The sequence below is a fragment of the Neobacillus sp. OS1-32 genome, assembly GCF_030915425.1.
Taxonomy (GTDB): Bacteria; Bacillota; Bacilli; order Bacillales; family Cytobacillaceae; genus Neobacillus; species Neobacillus paridis.
Genome location: NZ_CP133263.1, coordinates 2,137,409 through 2,157,081 on the forward strand (window position 1 = coordinate 2,137,409; position 19,673 = coordinate 2,157,081).

General features: G+C 43.5%; 13 protein-coding genes and 2 pseudogenes. 2 read left to right on the forward strand and 13 right to left on the reverse strand.

The window, feature by feature from the left end:
• The first annotated feature begins 7 nt into the window (after positions 1-7).
• Positions 8-1,231, forward strand: coding sequence for a CynX/NimT family MFS transporter (locus RCG24_RS10870; protein ID WP_202654835.1), 1,224 nt, complete (start codon positions 8-10; stop codon positions 1,229-1,231).
• Between the two features lie 150 nt (positions 1,232-1,381).
• On the opposite strand, the gene RCG24_RS10875 is transcribed toward RCG24_RS10870, so the two are convergent.
• Together RCG24_RS10875 and RCG24_RS10880 are read right to left on the reverse strand one after the other, a co-directional pair.
• Positions 1,382-2,932: an NAD(P)H-hydrate dehydratase gene (locus RCG24_RS10875; RefSeq protein ID WP_308079067.1), complete on the reverse strand. Its 1,551-nt coding sequence runs from the start codon at positions 2,930-2,932 to the stop codon at positions 1,382-1,384.
• A gap of 65 nt (positions 2,933-2,997) precedes the next feature.
• Entirely contained in the window at positions 2,998-4,299 is a 1,302-nt protein-coding gene (locus RCG24_RS10880) for an MFS transporter (protein ID WP_202654833.1), read from the reverse strand.
• A 125-nt stretch (positions 4,300-4,424) separates the two neighbouring features.
• Between RCG24_RS10880 and RCG24_RS10885 the strand changes: the two genes are divergently transcribed.
• Entirely contained in the window at positions 4,425-5,666 is a 1,242-nt protein-coding gene (locus tag RCG24_RS10885) for a helix-turn-helix domain-containing protein (RefSeq protein WP_308079068.1), read from the forward strand.
• A 124-nt stretch (positions 5,667-5,790) separates the two neighbouring features.
• Here RCG24_RS10885 and RCG24_RS10890 read toward each other — a convergent pair whose 3' ends face one another.
• The 11 genes and pseudogenes from RCG24_RS10890 to RCG24_RS10940 form a co-directional block, all read right to left on the reverse strand.
• A complete protein-coding gene (locus RCG24_RS10890; protein ID WP_202654831.1) occupies positions 5,791-6,267 on the reverse strand; it encodes a carbonic anhydrase in 477 nt (158 codons plus the stop codon).
• 106 nt (positions 6,268-6,373) lie between these two features.
• Positions 6,374-6,739, reverse strand: a complete 366-nt coding sequence (locus RCG24_RS10895) for a Na-translocating system protein MpsC family protein (protein ID WP_202654830.1) — start codon at positions 6,737-6,739, stop codon at positions 6,374-6,376.
• A 34-nt stretch (positions 6,740-6,773) separates the two neighbouring features.
• A complete protein-coding gene (locus tag RCG24_RS10900; RefSeq protein ID WP_202654829.1) occupies positions 6,774-9,395 on the reverse strand; it encodes a DUF2309 domain-containing protein in 2,622 nt (873 codons plus the stop codon).
• Positions 9,392-10,907, reverse strand: a pseudogene (locus RCG24_RS10905) (NADH dehydrogenase subunit 5). Before RCG24_RS10905 ends, RCG24_RS10900 begins: the two are co-directional and overlap by 4 nt.
• A gap of 497 nt (positions 10,908-11,404) precedes the next feature.
• Positions 11,405-11,563, reverse strand: a pseudogene (locus RCG24_RS10910) (amidohydrolase); the annotation flags it as partial.
• A 222-nt stretch (positions 11,564-11,785) separates the two neighbouring features.
• The gene (gene fetB / locus RCG24_RS10915) at positions 11,786-12,535 is read right to left on the reverse strand and encodes an ABC transporter permease (protein ID WP_202654827.1); all 750 of its coding nucleotides are present in this window, start codon (positions 12,533-12,535) and stop codon (positions 11,786-11,788) included.
• Complete coding sequence (locus RCG24_RS10920; protein ID WP_202654826.1) at positions 12,532-13,251, reverse strand: ABC transporter ATP-binding protein; 720 nt, start codon at positions 13,249-13,251, stop codon at positions 12,532-12,534. Before RCG24_RS10920 ends, fetB begins: the two co-directional genes overlap by 4 nt.
• 187 nt (positions 13,252-13,438) lie before the next feature.
• Complete coding sequence (locus RCG24_RS10925; RefSeq protein WP_202654825.1) at positions 13,439-13,993, reverse strand: NADPH-dependent FMN reductase; 555 nt, start codon at positions 13,991-13,993, stop codon at positions 13,439-13,441.
• A gap of 193 nt (positions 13,994-14,186) precedes the next feature.
• Positions 14,187-16,538, reverse strand: coding sequence for a polyprenyl synthetase family protein (locus RCG24_RS10930; RefSeq protein ID WP_202654824.1), 2,352 nt, complete (start codon positions 16,536-16,538; stop codon positions 14,187-14,189).
• 147 nt (positions 16,539-16,685) lie between these two features.
• Positions 16,686-18,485 (reverse strand): sensor domain-containing diguanylate cyclase, encoded by a 1,800-nt coding sequence (locus tag RCG24_RS10935; protein ID WP_308079069.1) that lies wholly within the window; start codon positions 18,483-18,485, stop codon positions 16,686-16,688.
• A gap of 149 nt (positions 18,486-18,634) precedes the next feature.
• Positions 18,635-19,657 carry a protein-glutamate methylesterase/protein-glutamine glutaminase gene (locus RCG24_RS10940; RefSeq protein WP_235888085.1) on the reverse strand — a complete coding sequence of 341 codons (1,023 nt, stop codon included), beginning with the start codon at positions 19,655-19,657 and terminating at the stop codon, positions 18,635-18,637.
• Between the last annotated feature and the right edge of the window lie 16 nt (positions 19,658-19,673).

A 19,673-nucleotide genomic window follows, 5' to 3' on the forward strand; every position in this document is an offset into this window, starting at 1 on the left:
GAACTCGATGAGTGAGCATGAAGAAAATCAAAAAGAAAAGTTTTATAAAGTCCTGCTACTCTTCGGAATCATTTTTGTGGCATTTAACTTACGTCCTGCGATTACGGCAATTGGACCAATCATTGGCATGATTAGGGCTGATTTTGGAATATCTAATGGAACTGCAGGCTTTATTACAACACTTCCGTTGCTTTCTTTTGCCGCCTTTTCCATCCTGGCACCTAGATTAGGGCAGAAATTGGGCAATGAACAAACTATTTTGCTTGGATTATTTGTGTTGTTTTTTGGTATTATCATTCGCTCTATAGGATTTATCAGCACCGTCTTTCTAGGTACTTTATTAGTGGGAGTTGGCGTAGCCATTGGGAATGTTTTGTTACCGGGAATTGTAAAAGCGAAGTTTCCATCAAAAGTTGGGATCATGACCAGTATGTATACAACGTCGATGAATACCTTTGCTGCGTTAGGTTCAGGAATAAGTATTCCTCTTGCTCAAGGTTTACGATTGGGCTGGCAAAAGTCGCTTGCTTTTTGGGCAGTGATTGCACTCATTGCGATTATTATTTGGTTGCCACAGCTTAAAGGAAATCTAAGAAGAAGAAAATCTTCTAAGGGACAGCCATCTTCTATTAAAGAATTGTGGGGCTCAGCAGTTGCATGGCAAGTTACCCTTTTTATGGGATTGCAATCATTTTTATTCTATTGTTCGATTGCCTGGATACCTGAAATATTGAAAAGCGGTGGGATGAACTTGCCCACTGCTGGCTGGTTGCTTTCACTCATGCAACTAATCGGATTGCCGGCAACTTTTTTAGCACCGGTCCTAGCCGGGCGGTTTCAAACTCAAAAGGGCATCGTTCTGGTAATTTGTATATTTTACTTTGCAGGGATGTTGGGGCTGTTGCTTGGATCGACTTATTCGATGAGTGTTATATCTATTATTTGTGTTGGGGTCGCCCAGGGCGCCAGTATCAGTTTAGCCCTTACACTTATTGGTCTAAGGACTAGAGGGGCGCGGCAGGCAGCGAATTTGTCAGGAATGGCCCAGTCTATAGGTTATTTGCTGGCAGCTATTGGACCAAGCTTAATCGGCTTTTTGTTTGATCGTACCCATTCATGGACAATCCCGTTAGTTATACTATGTGTAGTGGTCGGATTGATGGCAATTGCCGGAGTTGGTGCTGGAAAAGACCGGTTCGTAGTGGAGGAGTCAGTGGTTAATAATAATTGATGTTGGATGAGATGTTCATGAGAACTGACACATGATACCATCAGACCTTTTTGTTCTCATGAAGCGTTTATGAGAACGATTGGACCTCACCGGCACCGCTTGTTGTTCTCATAAAAAAAGGGGGCATCCCCAAAATCAAGGATAACCTCCTTAGCCAATTAAATTCAACTGCTCTCTTACGCCATCCATAATATCAAACGGTGTTACGCCATAATGGGATAAGGCTTTTGCCTTTTCCTCACCGGCTCTAGCATGGAGATAGCTCGCAGCAATAAGAGCATTTACCGGGACAGCCCCCTGTGCAAGGAACGAGGCAATCAAGCCTGTCAGCACGTCGCCGCTGCCACCTTTACCGAGGGCATCATGTCCAAATGGATTAATATAAACCGCGCCATTAGGAGTCGCAATAACCGAACGATGACCCTTTAACAACAAAAACAGCGAATTCTCGATTGCAAAACTTTTCGCAATCCCGAGACGATCTGCCTCGACTTCCCTTACAGTGCAATTTAACAGCCGCGCCATTTCCCCTGGATGCGGGGTAAAAATGATGTTTCCCTTATAGCGGCGAACCAATTCCAGTTCATCGCACAATAAATACAAGGCGTCGGCATCAATAACAACTGATTGAGTCGTCAGCGAGCTCATAAAAGTTTTTAGCCAATCTTCCCCATGAGGAAACCGGCCCATACCGGGTCCAACTGCAATGCTGTCAAACTGATGCAGTCTAGGCAATAATTCATTCAAACCTGCTTCGGCGAAATGACCATCAACCTCGGGTAATGGTAAAAACAAGGACTCTGGATTCTGAGCCGCGGCCATTGGATAGATAGTTTCTGGAACCGCCAGTGTGACCAATCCGGCTCCCGAGTTTAACGCCGATTTTGCTGCAAAAATTGGCGCCCCAACAAAATGCCGTGAACCGCCAACAACTAGGACATGGCCGAATGTCCCCTTGTGACCCTGCTGTGGGCGCACCGGAACTGCTTCTTGCCCCAGCTTTTCCGTGATGACAGTTGGCAAGTCTAACCCTAAATCGGTTACCAGCGAAGGCGGAACGGAAATGTCAACGACCTTCCATTCTCCAACATAACGTGGCCCATCCTGCAGGAAAAATCCTTTTTTCGGAAAAACAAATGTCACCGTTTTGTCTGCTTCAATGGCCTTTCCGACGACTTTCCCGGTATCACTCGAAACACCTGAAGGGATATCAACAGCAATCACCAATTTCTTTCCTTTATGTTCATTTACCAGCGAAATGACCAGATCAAACGGCGGCCTAACCGGTCCGCTTACACCTGTTCCTAAGATTGCGTTAACAATTATATCGGCACGAGCCAATTCTTTTTGAAAGGCAGCCTTCGTATTCTCTTGAAGGAAAAAAATCGGCAAACCGCGATTCTGATACACTTCGAATTGAAGCCGCGCATCTCCCTTGAGCCGCTCTGGATTCACAAGTAAGCAAAGCAGCGGCTCAAGGCCTGAATCATACAACCTGCGGGCGATAACAAAACCGTCGCCGCCATTATTCCCTCCGCCGGCAAGGACTAATACTTTGGGGTGCTCACAAGGAGTAGAAGCTAATATTTCCTCAACCACCCTGGCTCCGGCGTTTTCCATTAAAACGATTCCCGGTAAGCCGATTTTATCAATTGTAAACTGATCCATTTGCTGCATTTCCCTCTGACCTGCTGCAAACATTGCCAATCCGCTCCTTTTTATTAACCACTACTTCTTCTATTATAAGAGATAACAAGCGCTAAAAATCAAACATTTGATGGAACTTTTTTGATTCTGACGGCCTTACCAGCTCCAATTTCCGGATGCACTTTGCGTATCACAGAAGGTCTGGCCAGAACAAGGATGACGCCAACAAACAGAGCGGCTGAGACAATCATAATCCATTGGGCGGGAAATACGTCATACAAGAAGCCGTACAGCACCATGCCAAGCGGCATCAAAGCCATTGCCATTGTCTCGAGGATGGAAAATACCCGGCCTTTAAAACGGTCATCAATTTGTTTTTGCAAAATCACCATGATCGGCGTGTTCGTAATGATCGACGCGGCTCCTAATCCCAGCTGCAGCACAATATAATAAACAAATATCGAATGATTTGGGAACTTCAGCATTAATGGCAGAACAAGTGCAGTCATAACCACGCCCATGCCAATGATCCCCCATTTGGAAACCAATAATGGATATTTGACCTCTTTCCGAACCGAGTAATAAATCGATAACAGCAGCATCCCCGCAGCGAAAGCCCCTTCGGTTAAACCAAACTGCTGGGAGGCCATTTTCAGTTTTTCGATTAAAATAAACGAGTAGCCGACCTCGTATGCCCCGAACAGAAAATTAACCAAAAGCGCAATCCAAATGACGGTCATCAGCAGTGATTGGGTTTTTATATAGATAAACCCGGACTTCATGCTTTGCCAAAGTGGTTCCTTTTCGTCCTCTTCTACTAAATCATGACTGGTGTATAGCTTGAAATTCATCGTTGATTCCAGTATAACGGCCATACTCGATGCAGCCATATAGATAATCAGGAAAGTGGACATGGAAACAGCACCATACAACAAGCCGCCGACAGCGGGGCTGCCAATCGAAGCAAACGAAATTGACATTTGATTTAACGACATCGCTTTTTGAATCCGCTGTTTATCTACAAGTCCAGTAATGGAAGATGTAAATGCGACTCCGGAAAAGACTGATGTAAGCGATAAGACACAAGAGGTTGTATAAATGGCGGTGAGCGATAATCCTGATGTGAAGCTGACGAGGAGCAGTCCCCCAATTGCCAAAGTAGTGGCGATTTGCGAAAAAACTACCACCTTTTTCCGCGAATAATTATCAACAATGTAACCGGCAAACGGTGCCGCAAGCGTCCGCGGTAAAATATTGCAAATTAGATTGGCGGCAAAACTTGTCGCCGAACCCGTCGCTTGTAAAATATAAAAACTAATGGCAAAGGCATACACCTGTGCCCCGAAAGCAGAAATCAGCTTGCTGACGGTAAATGTCCAAAGATGGTATGTCGCTCTTTTTAATTTTAATGCTTCATTCATCAATAACCACTCCAAAAGTTTAATTTTATTAAACAAATTATAACATGGTACCCTCTTCCATTTCAAGCTAAAGTTTAATATAATTAAACTAATGAATAAAATTGCCTAGGAGTGAATCAGTTTACATGTTAGGAGAACGTATTCGGGAAATTCGCAAAAAGAAAAAAATGACGCTAGAAGCTCTAGCCGGAGATGAACTGACAAAAGGAATGCTCAGCCTGATTGAAAATAATAAGGCGAATCCTTCCATGGAGAGCTTGACCTATATCGCTGGAAGATTAGGTGTGGAAGTAAGTGAACTTTTGGAAGAGGTAAGTTCCCTTAAATTGCGGGAAATACTGGACGAGGCTGAAAAGCTTTATAATAAAGGGATCGAAATAGGTGAGGAAACGGACAAATTTAAACAGCTGATTGACCTGATTGGGCCTTACCTTGAACACCTCTCCCAGGGCTATGAGTCGGCACGGTTACTGGAAATTTACAGCCGCAGCCTGCAACAGGAAGGACTTGACGGCTGGCAGGAGCTTTCGAAGAAAGCAGCAAAGATGTATGATGAAATGAACTTAACTGCCAAACGGGCAAGCATTGGCATCTTTTGGGCAATGATAAAGTTTGTTGAACATGACTATGCCGAGTCTTTAAAAATTTTCTTACAGGAACGAAGACAAATCGAAGCAAAACATCATTTCATTGACCCGATGACCAGAGTTGACCTGGATTATAATGAAGCGATTCTCCATTTTGCCGTGGGCGACTCGGAGGCAGCGGCTGATGTGATGCAACAGGCAATTCAATTTTCCAAGGAGCACCGCATTTTTTACCGGATTGATGATTTATACCGGCTTGCGGCCGCACATGGATTGATGAAGAAAAATAAACAACAGCAGCTGCATTATACCGAAAAAGTAAAACAATACGGCGATTTCGCCGAGGACCTACAATCGCTTACTTTTTATGATCTCTTTCACGCCTTATCGCTTAATGCGGAAGAGCAAAAATATGATCAAGCCCTGGAAATTTGCAACAAGTATTTAGCAGATCCCGCAACCGATAGGGATTATCAGTTCTGGTTTCTACTTGAAAAAGGAAAGTCTTTATATGGTTTAAAACAGTGGCAGGAAGCGCTTGCCTGTCTGGAAAAGGTGGAAATCCCCGCCTATGCCCACCATCCGTACGATTTATCATTGTTTTATATTAAAGATTCGTATAGGGCGCTATGCTACAGCGAACTGAAGCAGCAAAAGGAAGCCATTCAAGCGGCCATGATAGCGGTGGAGAATTTCAAATCAATGCCGCCTACACCGTACAAAGATTTTGCCATCGAAACGTACGAAAGCATAATTAGTAAGGACATTGACAAGCCCTAACCAATGAGAAAAGTCGGCAATCGACTTATTTGTGAATGAGGAAGGGTGGATTTTAAAAGAATCGTTCGGTAAATAACCCCCCGCCTTGAACTCCCGGAGGATCCAAGGCAGGGGGGATGTTCATTTAACAGAGCCGATCTTCGTTTAAACTCAATTCCGAAACCTTAATATGAGCCGGGATGAGGGGGTGCTGGCGGATGAAGTTAATACTATGCTGAACCACATCAGGATGAGTATGACTGACTGAAAACCATTCACGAAGAGTCACATTAGGGAATTCTGGCATGCAATTTTTAAACAGGTAATCTAGGGTTTGAATTTTTTGCTGTAATTCTTTATTTTCAAAAATGATCTTTTCGATCTCGCTTGTTTTATGTTGGCCGTTCGTTGCCGCAGCGACAAAAATTTCGTCGACATTCTCCAAGTGGACTACTAAAATCATGTCACGCATGATATCGCCGAATGGTGCAATAGTTGAACCATAACTTTGAATAATAATGATATTTTCCCGCTGAATACCAGATAATTTTTCAAGAAATCGGTCCGGCTTTTGTTCATTGCCAAGGACAAAAAGTATTTTTTTCTCTTCAGTTGTACGCATCAAATTCACCTCACTAAAGAATCGGGTGTCGGGTTCGGCTGCTGTGGTTCTGCGTGTGTTGACCTGACCGCCCCGTGCTTCGGGCTATCGTCCTGGCCCATCTCAGTTATGACAATTCGCTTTGCAGATCAACCGAAAGCTTAAAAATGATGACCCTTTCCCCGGTCCGGGTGCTAATGTCAGTATGGAAACTTACTACTTCGTGTCCGGTAATGTTTGAAATGATCTCTTTTAAGTCGTCAATACCTGATTCGACTAAACTATTACGATTTTCCTTAACTGATAATAATCCCTCTTTATCCTGGCATAGTGAGTATTCAGCTGGAGTTAAGATGCCTTTTAAAACAACGATAATCATATCTCGTAAAATATCTGATTTAACTGAAACGGAACCTCGTCCAAGATAACTTTTCTCCCAATGTGTTAATGCCTTACTGATTTCTGCTTCTATCGTTCCTTTGGTTTTTACCATAAAAAATTGCTTCCCTCCTATCATTCTCTTTCAATTAAGACCAGCTCTTCCAGCTTCCTTTCGGATCAATGGATGCAAGCCGAATCCAGCTATTTCGAAGCTTTTGGCGAAATTCATGGTCCTGATGTAACAACCGTTCAATATATTCACTTGGTGCTTCTATTACGATTAACAGCCTGAGCGGTGCATGATAGAACTGTTCATCCGATAGCATCACCGATTGCCATGGAAGGCCTGCTAATAAATCACTGGCATTCCCTTGCATCACTCCGATACCCGCGGTCACTGTTTGTGTCGCTTTATTCCCGCTCCCATAATAATGAGGTGCCACAGTAGAGGCATAATATTGCAAATTAATCCATTGGGCAACTGTCGCCGGCCCGGAAATAATATTGGCTAAAAGCGTTCCAGATCGATCTTTTTGCCAATGGTAATTATGCAGAAAAACTCTCCCCTCGAGATCGCACTCCTTCGTAAGCTCCCGCGAACCAATAACAAAAGCGGCATTGCGCGCAAGTCCCCATTCCGGACGGATTTCACTCCAATCCTCAGCCAAGCGCTCTGCTTCAAGTTTAGGATTTTTACCATTCACCCGCAAACCTGGCAGTTTCACGATCCGCTCGGCACAAGAGGCATCACTCACCTTTGGTAGTGCCGCCTGGATACGCGCAAAAGCCATTTGCGCCGCGGATGAGAGGGCTGGAACATAAAGCCATCTTAATTCATCAACTGTGGTAATATGCTCTGCCGCTGTAAAAATTGTCTCACATGGAATGTTGATCCCTTCTGCTGCAAGGGCTTCCCTTACTTCCGGAAGATTGCATAAAGCCGCCAATACCCGAGCATTGAAGCCGCTCGAGGCCCCGCCGCAGGCACCACAGTCGAGCGAAGCAGCATATGGATTGTTCGTACTATGACTGCCATGACCGCAAATGACCACTAAGGGAACAAAATTTTCCGTAAGCCCCATCATCTTAAGCGCCTGCCGTGCATAACGAATTTTCTCGTCCAGAGAAAAACCAACCGGAAGTTCCGTTTCCATGTTGGGGGTATTGTCAAGTGTCAGCTTAGTCGCTGGTTTTCGGAGCCAGGCTTGGCGAATTCTGCGAAAACTTTGACCGGCCTGCCGTGGCACGAATGTACGGCCAAGTGTTTGCAGACTTAGCCAGGGCCCGCTTAGTTCCGGCAGCACCAAACTGGTTAACAGGTTATGCTTTAACGTCTTAAAGGTACGGCCCAGTGAATGAACTGCACTGTTGCGTTGTTGATACCGAGAGAATTCCGATTCTGATGCTGATTCCCTTACTTTATATTGCGGTTTGAACATGACCGGCAAGGAGGGATGGGAATGCTGACTGCCCAGCTCGCAAGTTTCTATCGGTAATCCAAAAAAGCCGGCCGTACCAAACGTCTCAAATGGACCTGCCTTTTCCAGTTTACGGCGAAAAGGCTCGGATCGAACATCAATACAAAATACAAATTGTGCAAGGGCAGGCTTTTCTTTGGTTACAGTCGTTTGCCGGCTGGCTGTGACCCGCTTCATTAAATGTGCTTCGTATGTTTTTTCCCATGCTTCGAGCCAGAGTTGATTGCGAAGAATTTCATCAAACCGATAGGCAAGCGTCAATCGCGCTTTTATTTCCGGCGCTGACAGCTGTGACCACTGGTCGATCGGCATGTCGCCCCAATGGTACCACGCGGCAAGCAACGGTTCTAAAGGTACATGTTCTTCTTTCATTTTTAGTGGCAAATAAGGTTTAACCACCGCTTGCTCCAGTGAGATTCTAACAGCCAAATATTCCGTTAACAGCGATGACTCTTTCGGACTTTGCTGCGACCGCCAAAGCATCATTCCCGCCCAACCCGGCAACGCCAGTAAATGTGCTTCCAGGTAGCTCTGTACCTCGGAAAAAGGAATCCCCAGATTCAATAACGCTATCTTTAAAGCCGGTTCGGACTGATCTGGTAAATTTTTCAGTTGTTTCCGAATTGCCGCCTTGAGGGCCGGGTCGTGCCCGATAAGGTTCCTCCAAACTTGATAAAATCCATTTTTACGGTTTGGCAGTGACCACACAGCCTGTGATTCATCTAAATACAGTTTACACCACTTGATCATATGGCGATTAAGTTCCTGTGCCAGATTTATTTTTCCGAGCTGTTCCAGACGCTGACTATACGTTTTTACTGCCTGTGCTTCGCTAAATTGATACGTAAACCGGTTCAGTTTTTTCGCCATAATTGATAACTCAGGAAGGTCCGTTTGTTGGGAAACTGGCGGTATATCCAGCCTTAATGCTTTCCGGCAAAAGCGCTCCGCTGTATCGCGTGATAGTTCCAGTGACTGTGCATCAAGCCATTTTTTGAGCACATCTTCTAGCAAATTTTCATCAATCTCGCCCTGTTCCGATGCAGAGAGAAGCAGATGCTTATTTGGGTAGATCGCAACATCACAAGTTTCTTTAAACCAACGGGCCGTTTTGTCAAAAGATTGGTACTCCAATCCTTGCCAAGGGTGGCGGGCCGCAAACGCATTTAGGGGACCTAGCGGTGCAATGACCTTGCTCGCGGATGCCACTGCATCACTCAAATCCAAATCAAAATAATTCGATTCCTGCTTCAAATGGAAAGCTTCACTTAAGGTTGCCACGGGATTCATGATAAATGACCTCCTTGTGAAAATGATTGTGTTAGATACTTCGGATGGCTTTCAACCAACTTTTCCTTCGGCTCCCCCAATCGTACCAGCCACAAGTAAATGACGACTAAAGCGGTGGAAGATCGATGCCGGGCTGCCAACATAGCGATCGCACTTCCGGCTAATAAAACAAAAACAACCAAAATAACTGCTGGTGTCGGTGGCTGGATTCCAGACTTAACAGTATCACCTAATATTCGAGCAAAAGCGCGATGGGCAAAGCTGTACATTACAGCGGCTCCCGTAAACAGGAATAATCCCGCTACGCGGCCAATCAACCCTTTACTAAAGGCAATCAGCTGCTTCCAAGCCAATAACACAGATGATCCTAAAATGAGTGCACTGATCCATTGATACCCATCTCCAGGTGCTTTTTGCCAAAAACCAATAACTGTTAAAAGAGCGATTATTCCTCCTAAGATTGTCGGCAAAATAGCCTGACGTCCGGGTTCTGTCTGATGGTTGTGATGAATTGCCGAACCGGCTTGTAAAAAAAGCGTGGATTTGAATATGCCATGCAACACGGCATGAATCATCGCCGCTATATAAGCACCTAAGGCACATTGGATCAGCATAAAGCCCATCTGAGCAATCGTCGAGCCAACAAGCTGCCGCTTATAATCAACCTGGACGAGCATGATTCCCGTGCCGATCAGCACCGAAATAGTTGCTATCAAGAGTAAAATGATCTGAGTAATATTTCCGCTAAAAAGCGGTGCGAAACGGGCCATAATCATCCCGCCGGCATTTACGATACCGGCGTGCATCACCGCGGAAATCGGAGTCGGGGCAACGACCGAGTCTAACAGCCAGCGCTGAAACGGCCATTGTGCCGCAGGAATAACGACAGAGACAATTAGCAGCAGGTCAATACAAGTTGTTTCCCACGAACTGATTTGAGCAAGGCTAGCTTGATTAACAATCAGCGACAGCTGCCAGTGACCTGTTTCTTGAGCTATCCATAAAATGGCGACAAATAAGCCAAGCCAGCTAATAGCCAGCATCCGCCCGGCTAATAAAGCTGCGTTTCTGGCAATCTGCCATTCTTGTTTCAAATAGATTAAAAGTGTCAGCCCCAGGAGTGTTGCTCCCCAGCAAAGTAAAAGAAGGCGAAGATCATCACTCAGCCATGCAAGTACATCAAAAGTGACAGTAAAGGTTAATAAGGCAAAGTATTTTCGATAGGATCGATCCCCAAATATGTAACGAATGGAGAAACGCTGAACGATTAAGCCAATTGTTAAGACAAACATGGCCACCAGCCATGACAAGGAATCAAAACGGAAAGGTCCAAGGTTAACTACCCTATCGTTCATCACAAGGGCCACCAGCGCGATGATCGGTAATAGCGTCACCATACCGACATGAATTTGAACAAAAGAGTAACGGAACTTTAGGGTGCAGCAGAAATAGTGCACTCAGCAAGGAAACCGCCAGAATGAGTAAAAATGCGATCGCTAGTAAAGCTAACATTCAGCCTCCCCCGATAAAGCAAAGCCACAGGATTCGCCGAAGCTTCGAAAATAGAAACCATATTTATTTGCACCACTTTGCACTTTCCTTTCTTTTCCATCCAAGTCTAGAAAAAATAAAAAAACCGACATTTACAGAGAATCATGGTTCCATTAAAACCATTAATCTCTGAAAAATGTCGGTTTACTATTAACTGGCCAGTATTGGTCTTTTAATAAGTCTACCTTTTAAGTAAATATAGGGTTTACTTTTTCATCCAATCAATTTTTCAATTTATTAACTGTATGCTAAAGCAAAGCTATATTTTTTCTAATTCAATGTTATTTATAATGTTTTATGTTACTGATTATGAAGGTTCTTGTCAAGGTAGAAATACAAATCCTGTTTTCTCGTTTCTTTTCATGTATTCCAGTGTGGCGGTGCCGAGTACTTGTGCCGCAGTTAACATTGCCCTTTCGTCGATATCAAATTTTGGATGGTGATGCGGGTAGGAGCTTTCCCGTCCGCACTTCATGTCCTAATTTTTCATGATAGTCGGCAATCAGTTTCGGTGTTTCCACTTCCTCAAAAGATAATTCCGGATACTGATGAAGGTGTCGCCTGATTTCAACCATTTCCTCGAAGCCTTCATCCAATAAACGATATAGTTTTTCCAATACTCCCCACCTCTTATCAGTAATTATATGATTATTTTTAATATTCCACCAATATTTGATATTTTTAAGGGCAAATTGACCAGCTGGAAAGCAGAAGGGCTTACTGCACACTACTATCTATCCTGTAAAGCTGAAAAATTATTTTTGAGGGCAAATTGGATGCCGCTATCTGCCCTCTAAAGCACAAAACTTAGAGCAATCGCTCTAAGTCAAAACTGAATTTTACCTTCTCATTAGCTGCATTTGTTTATTAAATAATGTTGGATAGGACAGGAACCCCAGCATAATACTTGTGACCGCCGCAGCAGTTAATAGCAAAAAGAGCACAAGCAGTTGAAATTGAACCGCTTGGATCGGACTGGCTCCGGCGATAATTTGCCCGCTCATCATTCCCGGGAGCTGGACGAGTCCAATCGTTTTTTGGCTTTCGATGGTTGGAATCATACTTGCTTTGATGGCGGCAATCAACTGCCGGTGAATGGCCTGTTTTGGTGTTCCCCCAAGCGATAGAATAAGCTCTGTTTGATCTTGATGGGCCGCTGTTTCAGCGATAAACCGATTGAGAAACAGTATGGCCAGGACCATCCCATTTCCAACAACCATTCCGCTGATTGGAATGATGTATTGAGCGGTGTGCGGGGTAATCTGAAATCCCAGTAAAATAGCTTGTGTAAGCACTTCAATAAAAATTAATGTCACAGCAATTTTCCAGGTAATTCCTTTAATCGCCGCACCTTTTTTCCGGGCATTCTGAGTGGCAGCAGCAATCATCACGCCCACCATCAACAAGATATAAACAATACTTTCCGATTCAAAAACAAATTTAAGGACATAGCCGACAACAAACAGCTGAATAATCGAACGGACGACAGCAATAATCGTATCTTTTTCCAGCCCAAGGTTGAAGGTTTTTGATAAGATAAACGGAATCAGCACAAAAATGAGGGAAATGGATAATGCGGTCAGACTCATCCCCATTCCCCCTTTACAAACTGTTTCACCCGGTCATTGCTTGGCGATCTTAACAAATCGCTCTTGCCCGCTTCGATGATTTCCCCTGCCATCATCACCCATGTATAGGTTCCTACATCGACCGCCTGCTGCAAGTTATGGGTAATCCAGACAATCGTCACACCGAATTTCCGGTTGATTTTTATGATTAACTCTTCAATCTCTTTTTGCGAAACTTGATCCAACGACGAGGTAATTTCGTCCAGCAATAAAATTTGCGGTCGGTTCACCAGCGTACGGGCAATTGACACCTTTTGGCGCTGCCCGCCTGATAATTCCTTACTGTTTCGCTGTAAAAGCTCTGCCGATAGGCCAACATCCTTTAATAAGTCTTTCGCTTGGTGTTCTGATAAATGTTTTCCTTGCAGTTCCAATGGCAATGCTAAATTTTGTTCCACACTGCCATCAATCATCGGGGCACTTTGAAGCGCCATTCCCACATTTCTTCGCAATTCGATCGGATCCCAATCACGAATATCCTTCCCGTTTATATAAATATCCCCAGACTGTGGCGACAACAGCCGATTGCATAATTTAAGCAAGGTCGTTTTTCCAGCGCCGGATGGACCAACTAAAGTCGTGATTTCCCCCTCGTAAAATGAACCGGTAATCTGTTTTAAAATGGGAAGATTGTCAATCCGATAATAAACATCATTGAATTGTATTGCTGATTTCATTTTGCCACATCCTTATGAAAAGCACGAATCGGCCATGTTACTGGCCGGGATGGGTGCAGTCTGTTATGGATGGTCAAATTATAGCGCATTACACAAGGTACGTTCAATTGTTAAATTTTTTAAAAAAATAGGTTGGAGTAAATAACAGAATAACTTCTGCTATTACTCCAACCGCTTTAGTTAAACCCTATGCTTTAACTTTTTTAATCAAATCAACAAATGCATTGACAAATGATTGTAAGAATTGAACAGTTCCTTCATTGTTGATTTTTCCATTTTCATCCAATAATTCCGCAGAATTTGATATGTAGGCTTCAGGCTGCTGAAGAATCGGCATATTTAAGAATACTAGCGGCTGACGTAAATGGTGGTTTGCCCCAAAGCCGCCTATATTGCCTGGAGATTGACTGATAATTGCCGCGGGTTTGCCGTCCCAAACACTTGCACCATATGGACGTGAACCAACATCCAGGGCATTTTTGATTGTTGCTGGTATAGTACGGTTATATTCCGGAGTAACAAATAAAACCGCGTCCATTTCCTTCATCGTGTTGCGAAAGGTGGTATACGCTTCCGGTACATTGCCTTCATCGTCATAATCTTGATTATATAAAGGTAAGTCACCGATATCGACAAATTCTGTTTCATATCCTTCTGGGAACATTCCGGCAACATTAACAGCAATCTTTTTTGAAAAAGATTCTTTCCGTAAACTGCCAACCAAAATCGCTACTTTCGTCATAAACACTCATCCTTTCATTCGCTAATTATCTTTAAATCAAGATAATTATATTCAAAGTAATTTCCAAAGTCCAATGAAGTGCTCTTCACCGTGACACTTCATCAAAAAGACTAATAAAAGTATCTCACCAAAAATATTATCTATACCCATTTTTTCTATACATGAAAATTTCCTTTCGACAATATTTGATGCCCTATTGCTCTCGGTTCACAATATAATTCAATAAATGCTTCAAGAATGTAAGATTCCGCGGTATTTCCTTTAGCGCTTCAATCGCAAGGCAATAATGCTCCCACATTTCTTGTTTCGCACCGTCCAGGCCGAGAACAGACACAAAGGTCGAATGGTTATTTTCGGCATCCTGACCAACCGGTTTTCCGAGTAACTTCACGTCCCCCTCGACATCCAGCAGGTCATCCTTAATCTGAAAGGCAATGCCGGCATGGCGGGCAAATTTTTTCAAAACGATAATTTCAGCCTCATCAGCCCCCGCAAGAATCGCTGGCATCAGCAACGACGCTTCAAAGGCTAAGCCTGTTTTATAAAAGCTCATTAAAGTCAGTTGTTCCCGGGTTAACGGTTTCCCTTTTGTCTGTAAATCCATTGCCTGTCCTTTGCACAATTCTGCTGTCGTCTGCGAAGAATATTGAATCAGCCGCAGCACGTTTTTTGAATCGAACGCATCAAGAGATGCCTGTTCCGTTACAGCCTTTTGCGTGAGAAAAAGGCCGGTCAATTCGGCTACCGCCGTGTTATATTTCTTATGCAGGGTTGCCCGTCCCCTGCGGGTCTGCGCATTATCCTGTGATGGCAGATCATCAAAAATCAGCGAGGCCGTGTGCATATATTCTAATGATCGCAATAGCGGAACAATCGCTGCATTATTTAAGCGATATTCTTTAACCGCCATAAACCACGTGATGATTGGCCGTAATCGCTTTCCGTTGCCTTCCAGACTGTAATTGGCTGCCGTGGTTATGATGTCCTGCGGCAAGGAATCGCCCTCGGCAATTGCCAGACTGTTATTGATTTGCGTACGGACCATATCGACCGTATGAAAAAAATCTTCCCGTTCTTGCTGCTGATTTTTTAAAATCGAAATGATATGATCGCGAAGCAGTTTGTCGAAGAAATCAACATCATCCGCCTTGTGTACGAGCTGCTGGATGAGCTGTGTGAACTTCGGCTCGCCAAAGTCAAATAACGCCATCACCTCATTGTACTGCTTCGTTCCCATTCGCACTTTATAGCGCTTTAAACCGTTAATCGCCCGATCTAGGATCACTTCACAGGCTTTGGGGTCAGAATGGTAGACATGGTGAATTAGATGCGCAATGACCGCCCAATATAATTCGAACGGGTTTAACAAATCAGGACGTGTCCGATGATACTTCCAATAGTAGGTGTATGGAGTCACCGCCCCGGACTTCAGGTCATCAAATAGATCGGCAAAATCATCGGCCAGCTGGTTGTAGATACCGTAAAAAAATGTTCGCTTGTCAAATCCCTCATCTTCTGAAGCGCCAACAATAGAGCGGACAATTAATCTTGAAGAGGCAGATTTTAAGATAACCGGGATATAGATATCTTCATTGGAGTAATTAGCATGATCAAGTTCCTTTACCCGATCTGTTTCCTGCGATTGAAAAAACACATAAGCCTGCTCGAAAAATTGGTTTCCCGCCACTCCCCGATGATGGGCTTTCAGATAGTCAAATGCTTCGCGAAGCTCGGAATGAATATAGCGCATCAGTGTGGTGTTTTTTCCAGACCAATGGCCCCATTTTGGTACGACACCGGTAACAAGGGTGGTACGGATCAAATTGGAATATTGCTTTTTTTCAGATGCCGATAAAACTGACGAGTCCAAAAGATCGTCAATAAACGGGTAGGTCAGTCCATAGGCATAGCCTAATCTGATTGCTTCGTCCAGTTTCTTCGCCCGTTGTTCAGACGACAGACGATCCCCCATCTCATCAAGTGCATGCATGCTTACCCCGGCAATAATTTTGATCAATTTTCGCTGGGCCTGAACGGCATCCAAGCCTTGCGGAATATGGGCAGATACCCTCTTTAATTTTTCCGCCAGCCAGATAAAAGTGGATTCAATCCCTTCCTTCTGGGCCCAGCGGTATAGCCCAACCATGCTGAAATCTTTCGCTTTGTCGTCATGTCCCCTCAAATATATTTTTAACCGGTTCACTGCCTGCCGGATCTCGGCCTGGGTATCGGGTGAATCCAGAGCTTTTCCCAAATCCCGCATATAAATATAGGAGATGCTTCGGTCGAGATATGAATCCAGTTTACCTCGATAATCGAGCCAGCGAAGATAATAGTCGTAACCGCGGGAATCCGCTTTTTGCTTTCCCAGTGAAAACAAAGAATGGCGGATATGACTTTGTTTCCACACATGGAAGTCTTTTGTTAAGGTAGAGATATAGGTCTTTTGTGAGACCAGCGTTTTTAATGACTGAAAATATTTTGCCGCCTGCTGCTCTGCCCGTTGGTAGCAGGCATTTGTATGAATGATAAGCCCCTCCTTCATTGACCATTACCTCTACTTTTCCATCAAATTTTCAAAACATATTAAAATATAAGTCTAGAGAATCAGCTTTATAACCAGATATACGGAAGCCCGGGTAGAAAAGTTCCCTCAATTATTGATGTTTATTCTTAAATAGCAAAAACTAAATTACTTGAAGGCGTTGACGCAATTTTTCCCTTTTGTTTTGGATACATAAAGCGCCTTATCGGCCATCCCGATAAGTTCTTTGAAATCAATCGAAGGGATTGGAATAATGGTTGCCACGCCAAGACTGCAAGTCAAAACCGTACTAACAGAAGAAGTTGCATGTGGAATCTCCAGCCTTTCAATGGCCGAACGAATTTTTTCCGCTATCTTCATCCCGCCTTCTTGATGGGTCTCCGGTAAAATGACCGCAAATTCCTCGCCGCCGTAACGGCAGGCAACATCAGCCGGCCGCTTAAGTGTTTCTTGAACTGTTTGAGCTACAAGAATGATACTTGCATCTCCTTGTAAATGACCATATGTATCATTATATTTTTTAAAATCATCAATATCGAGCATGATTAACGTAAGAGGCTGCGATGTTCTGGCACAGCGGCGCCATTCCCGTATAAGCGTTTCATCGAAGTAGCGGCGATTGTGGATCTTCGTTAACCCATCCATTAGTGATGCCTCTTGTAGGTGTTTTTCGAGTTTCTTTTGTTTGGTTATATCCTTAAACTGCCAGAGGAAACCGTCAAGCTGATCGTTAACAAAGATAGGAATGGCATCACGGCTAATGATTCGTCCGTCCTTCAATTTCCACTCCTCATCCAAAACTGTTTCACAATGTTCGAGAATTTCCCGGTTTCTTTTTTCATAAAGATCTCCTTCGAGGAAAATATTTTTTCCCTGCGCCGATCCTTCAATAGGTTTTATTCCAATAATTTCTTGGGAAAAAGACGAATTTGTGAAGATCTCCCTTAACTTTTGATTGACTAAAAGCACTTGATTGTTTTTATCTAATGCTAAAATCCCATAGGGAAGATGGGAAATTAATGCTTCAAGTCTTGCAGACGTTTGTTTGATCTTTTGTTCCATTTTGATACGCTCGGTAATATTACGAGAAACCATTACGACCTTTTGAATCTTCCCATTTTTTTCGACAACCGGCTTGCCCCTCATGGCAAGAAAGATCCATTCAGCGCCCACTTTCCAGCGGATATCTGCCTTCAGGTTTGTTCCTGTTTCGATCATCGAATGAAATTTGCTTAGGAATGAGTCAAGATCATCCGGGTGAATATAAGCATGGGAATAGGTCCCTTCCAGTTCGGAAGGATTCATTTTCATGACATTTTCATGCGAAGGAGAGGCATAGAGAATTTTGCCATCCGGAGCTAAAACAGTCACGAAATCATACATATTATCAGCAATTAAACGATATTTTGTTTCACTTTCCTTCAAGATTTGTTCCTGTTTTTGAATTAGAGCTTCCGCCTTCTCGGAATATTTGGATTCATAAATATTCAAGACGGCATATAAAAGGAAAAACAACAGAAAATAAATAACATCAGTCGCCTCCCAGTCGGTAAAGTAGCTTGCTCCATGCAAAAGAAGAAAGTAACTAAAGGCGGCAGCACTAATCATCGTCGTAATGAAGATATACTTCCAATTGCGATACAAGACACTAATGATCGGAGGGAGGATGAGAAAAAATAAATTGACAACATTGGCCGCTTTTATATTTAAAATAAATAAGACCGCCAAAATCAAAATAAGATCTAAATCCATCACGAGTCTAGCTGAGGTATTTTTCTTGACTAAATACGTCATTAAGACTAAAGCAGGAATAGCGACAACGATTAATACTTTTACTGTTGCAAAATTGCCTTGTAATAGATTGATAGGAATATCAATTGCGAAGAACAACCATGTTGCCTTAATAATGAACAGGTTTCGTTGTTTCATTACCTCTAGATTATTCAATGAACTCCCCCCTTTCTATAGGAATATTTTACTATAATTTAAGGTAGTTCAACATAACTTCCATTAACGCCGCCTTCATTTTTTTGAAAAAAAGCTCCGTCTCGATAAAATCAAGGCGGAGCATGATCCTTTTTATTGAAAAAAATAACCTAAATCATCGAATATAAAACATCGGGAATGGCGGACAGGCTTGCTTGTTTTTCCACTGCACCGATTTCAAACGCCACTTTTGGCATTCCATAGACAACGGAAGTTTTCTCATCCTGGCCAATCGTTCGGGCTCCTTTTCGCCGCATCGCCAGTAATCCTTTTGCACCATCATAGCCCATACCGGTTAAAATAATGCCAATCGCCTGCTTTCCCACTTCTTTCGCAACGGAATCAAAGAGAATATCAATTGAGGGGCAGTGGCCGTTCACCTTTTCCCCACGGAAACACTCCACTTTATACTTGGCGCCCTCTTTTTTGACGCGCATATGCCTGTCACCGGGGGCAATTAGCACCGTGCCTGTTTCAATATAATCCCCTGTCTGCGCTTCCTTGACAGATAGCGGCAGCTCGCTATTCAGTCTCTCCGCAAACATCGTAGAGAACAGCGGTGGGATATGTTGCACAATGACTATACCAGGCAGATTACTTGACAGGGATTTTAATAGATTCAAAATCGCTTCCGTTCCCCCGGTCGAGGCACCAATGGCAATCAGCTTTTTGGTGATTCCAGTTGAATGGACGGGATCAGGTGACTGCTTGACTGTATTTCGCCGCGGCAATACCTTTGCCATGGAGGCAATCTTAATCTTCTCAATCAATTCTTCAATAAAAACCTCTACATTATTGGCCTCTCGCATATTTGGCTTAGCAATAAAATCAACAGCTCCAGCGTTTAATGCATCGAAAACAGCATGACTAATCACACTGACAACAATCACGGGTATCGGATATTGCGGTAATAGCCGATTGATGAACTCAATGCCATTCATTTTGGGCATCTCAATATCACAAATCATGATATCTGGCTGATATTGCAAAAGCTTATCTCTAGCTTCAAAAGGATCCGCTGCTTTTGCGATAACTTCTATATCAGGATCTGTCGAAATCCCGCGTGAGATAACTTCTCGGAACAAGAGAGAATCATCAACTACTAATACATTGATTGTCTTTTTTATTCTCATAGAATCATCTCCAATT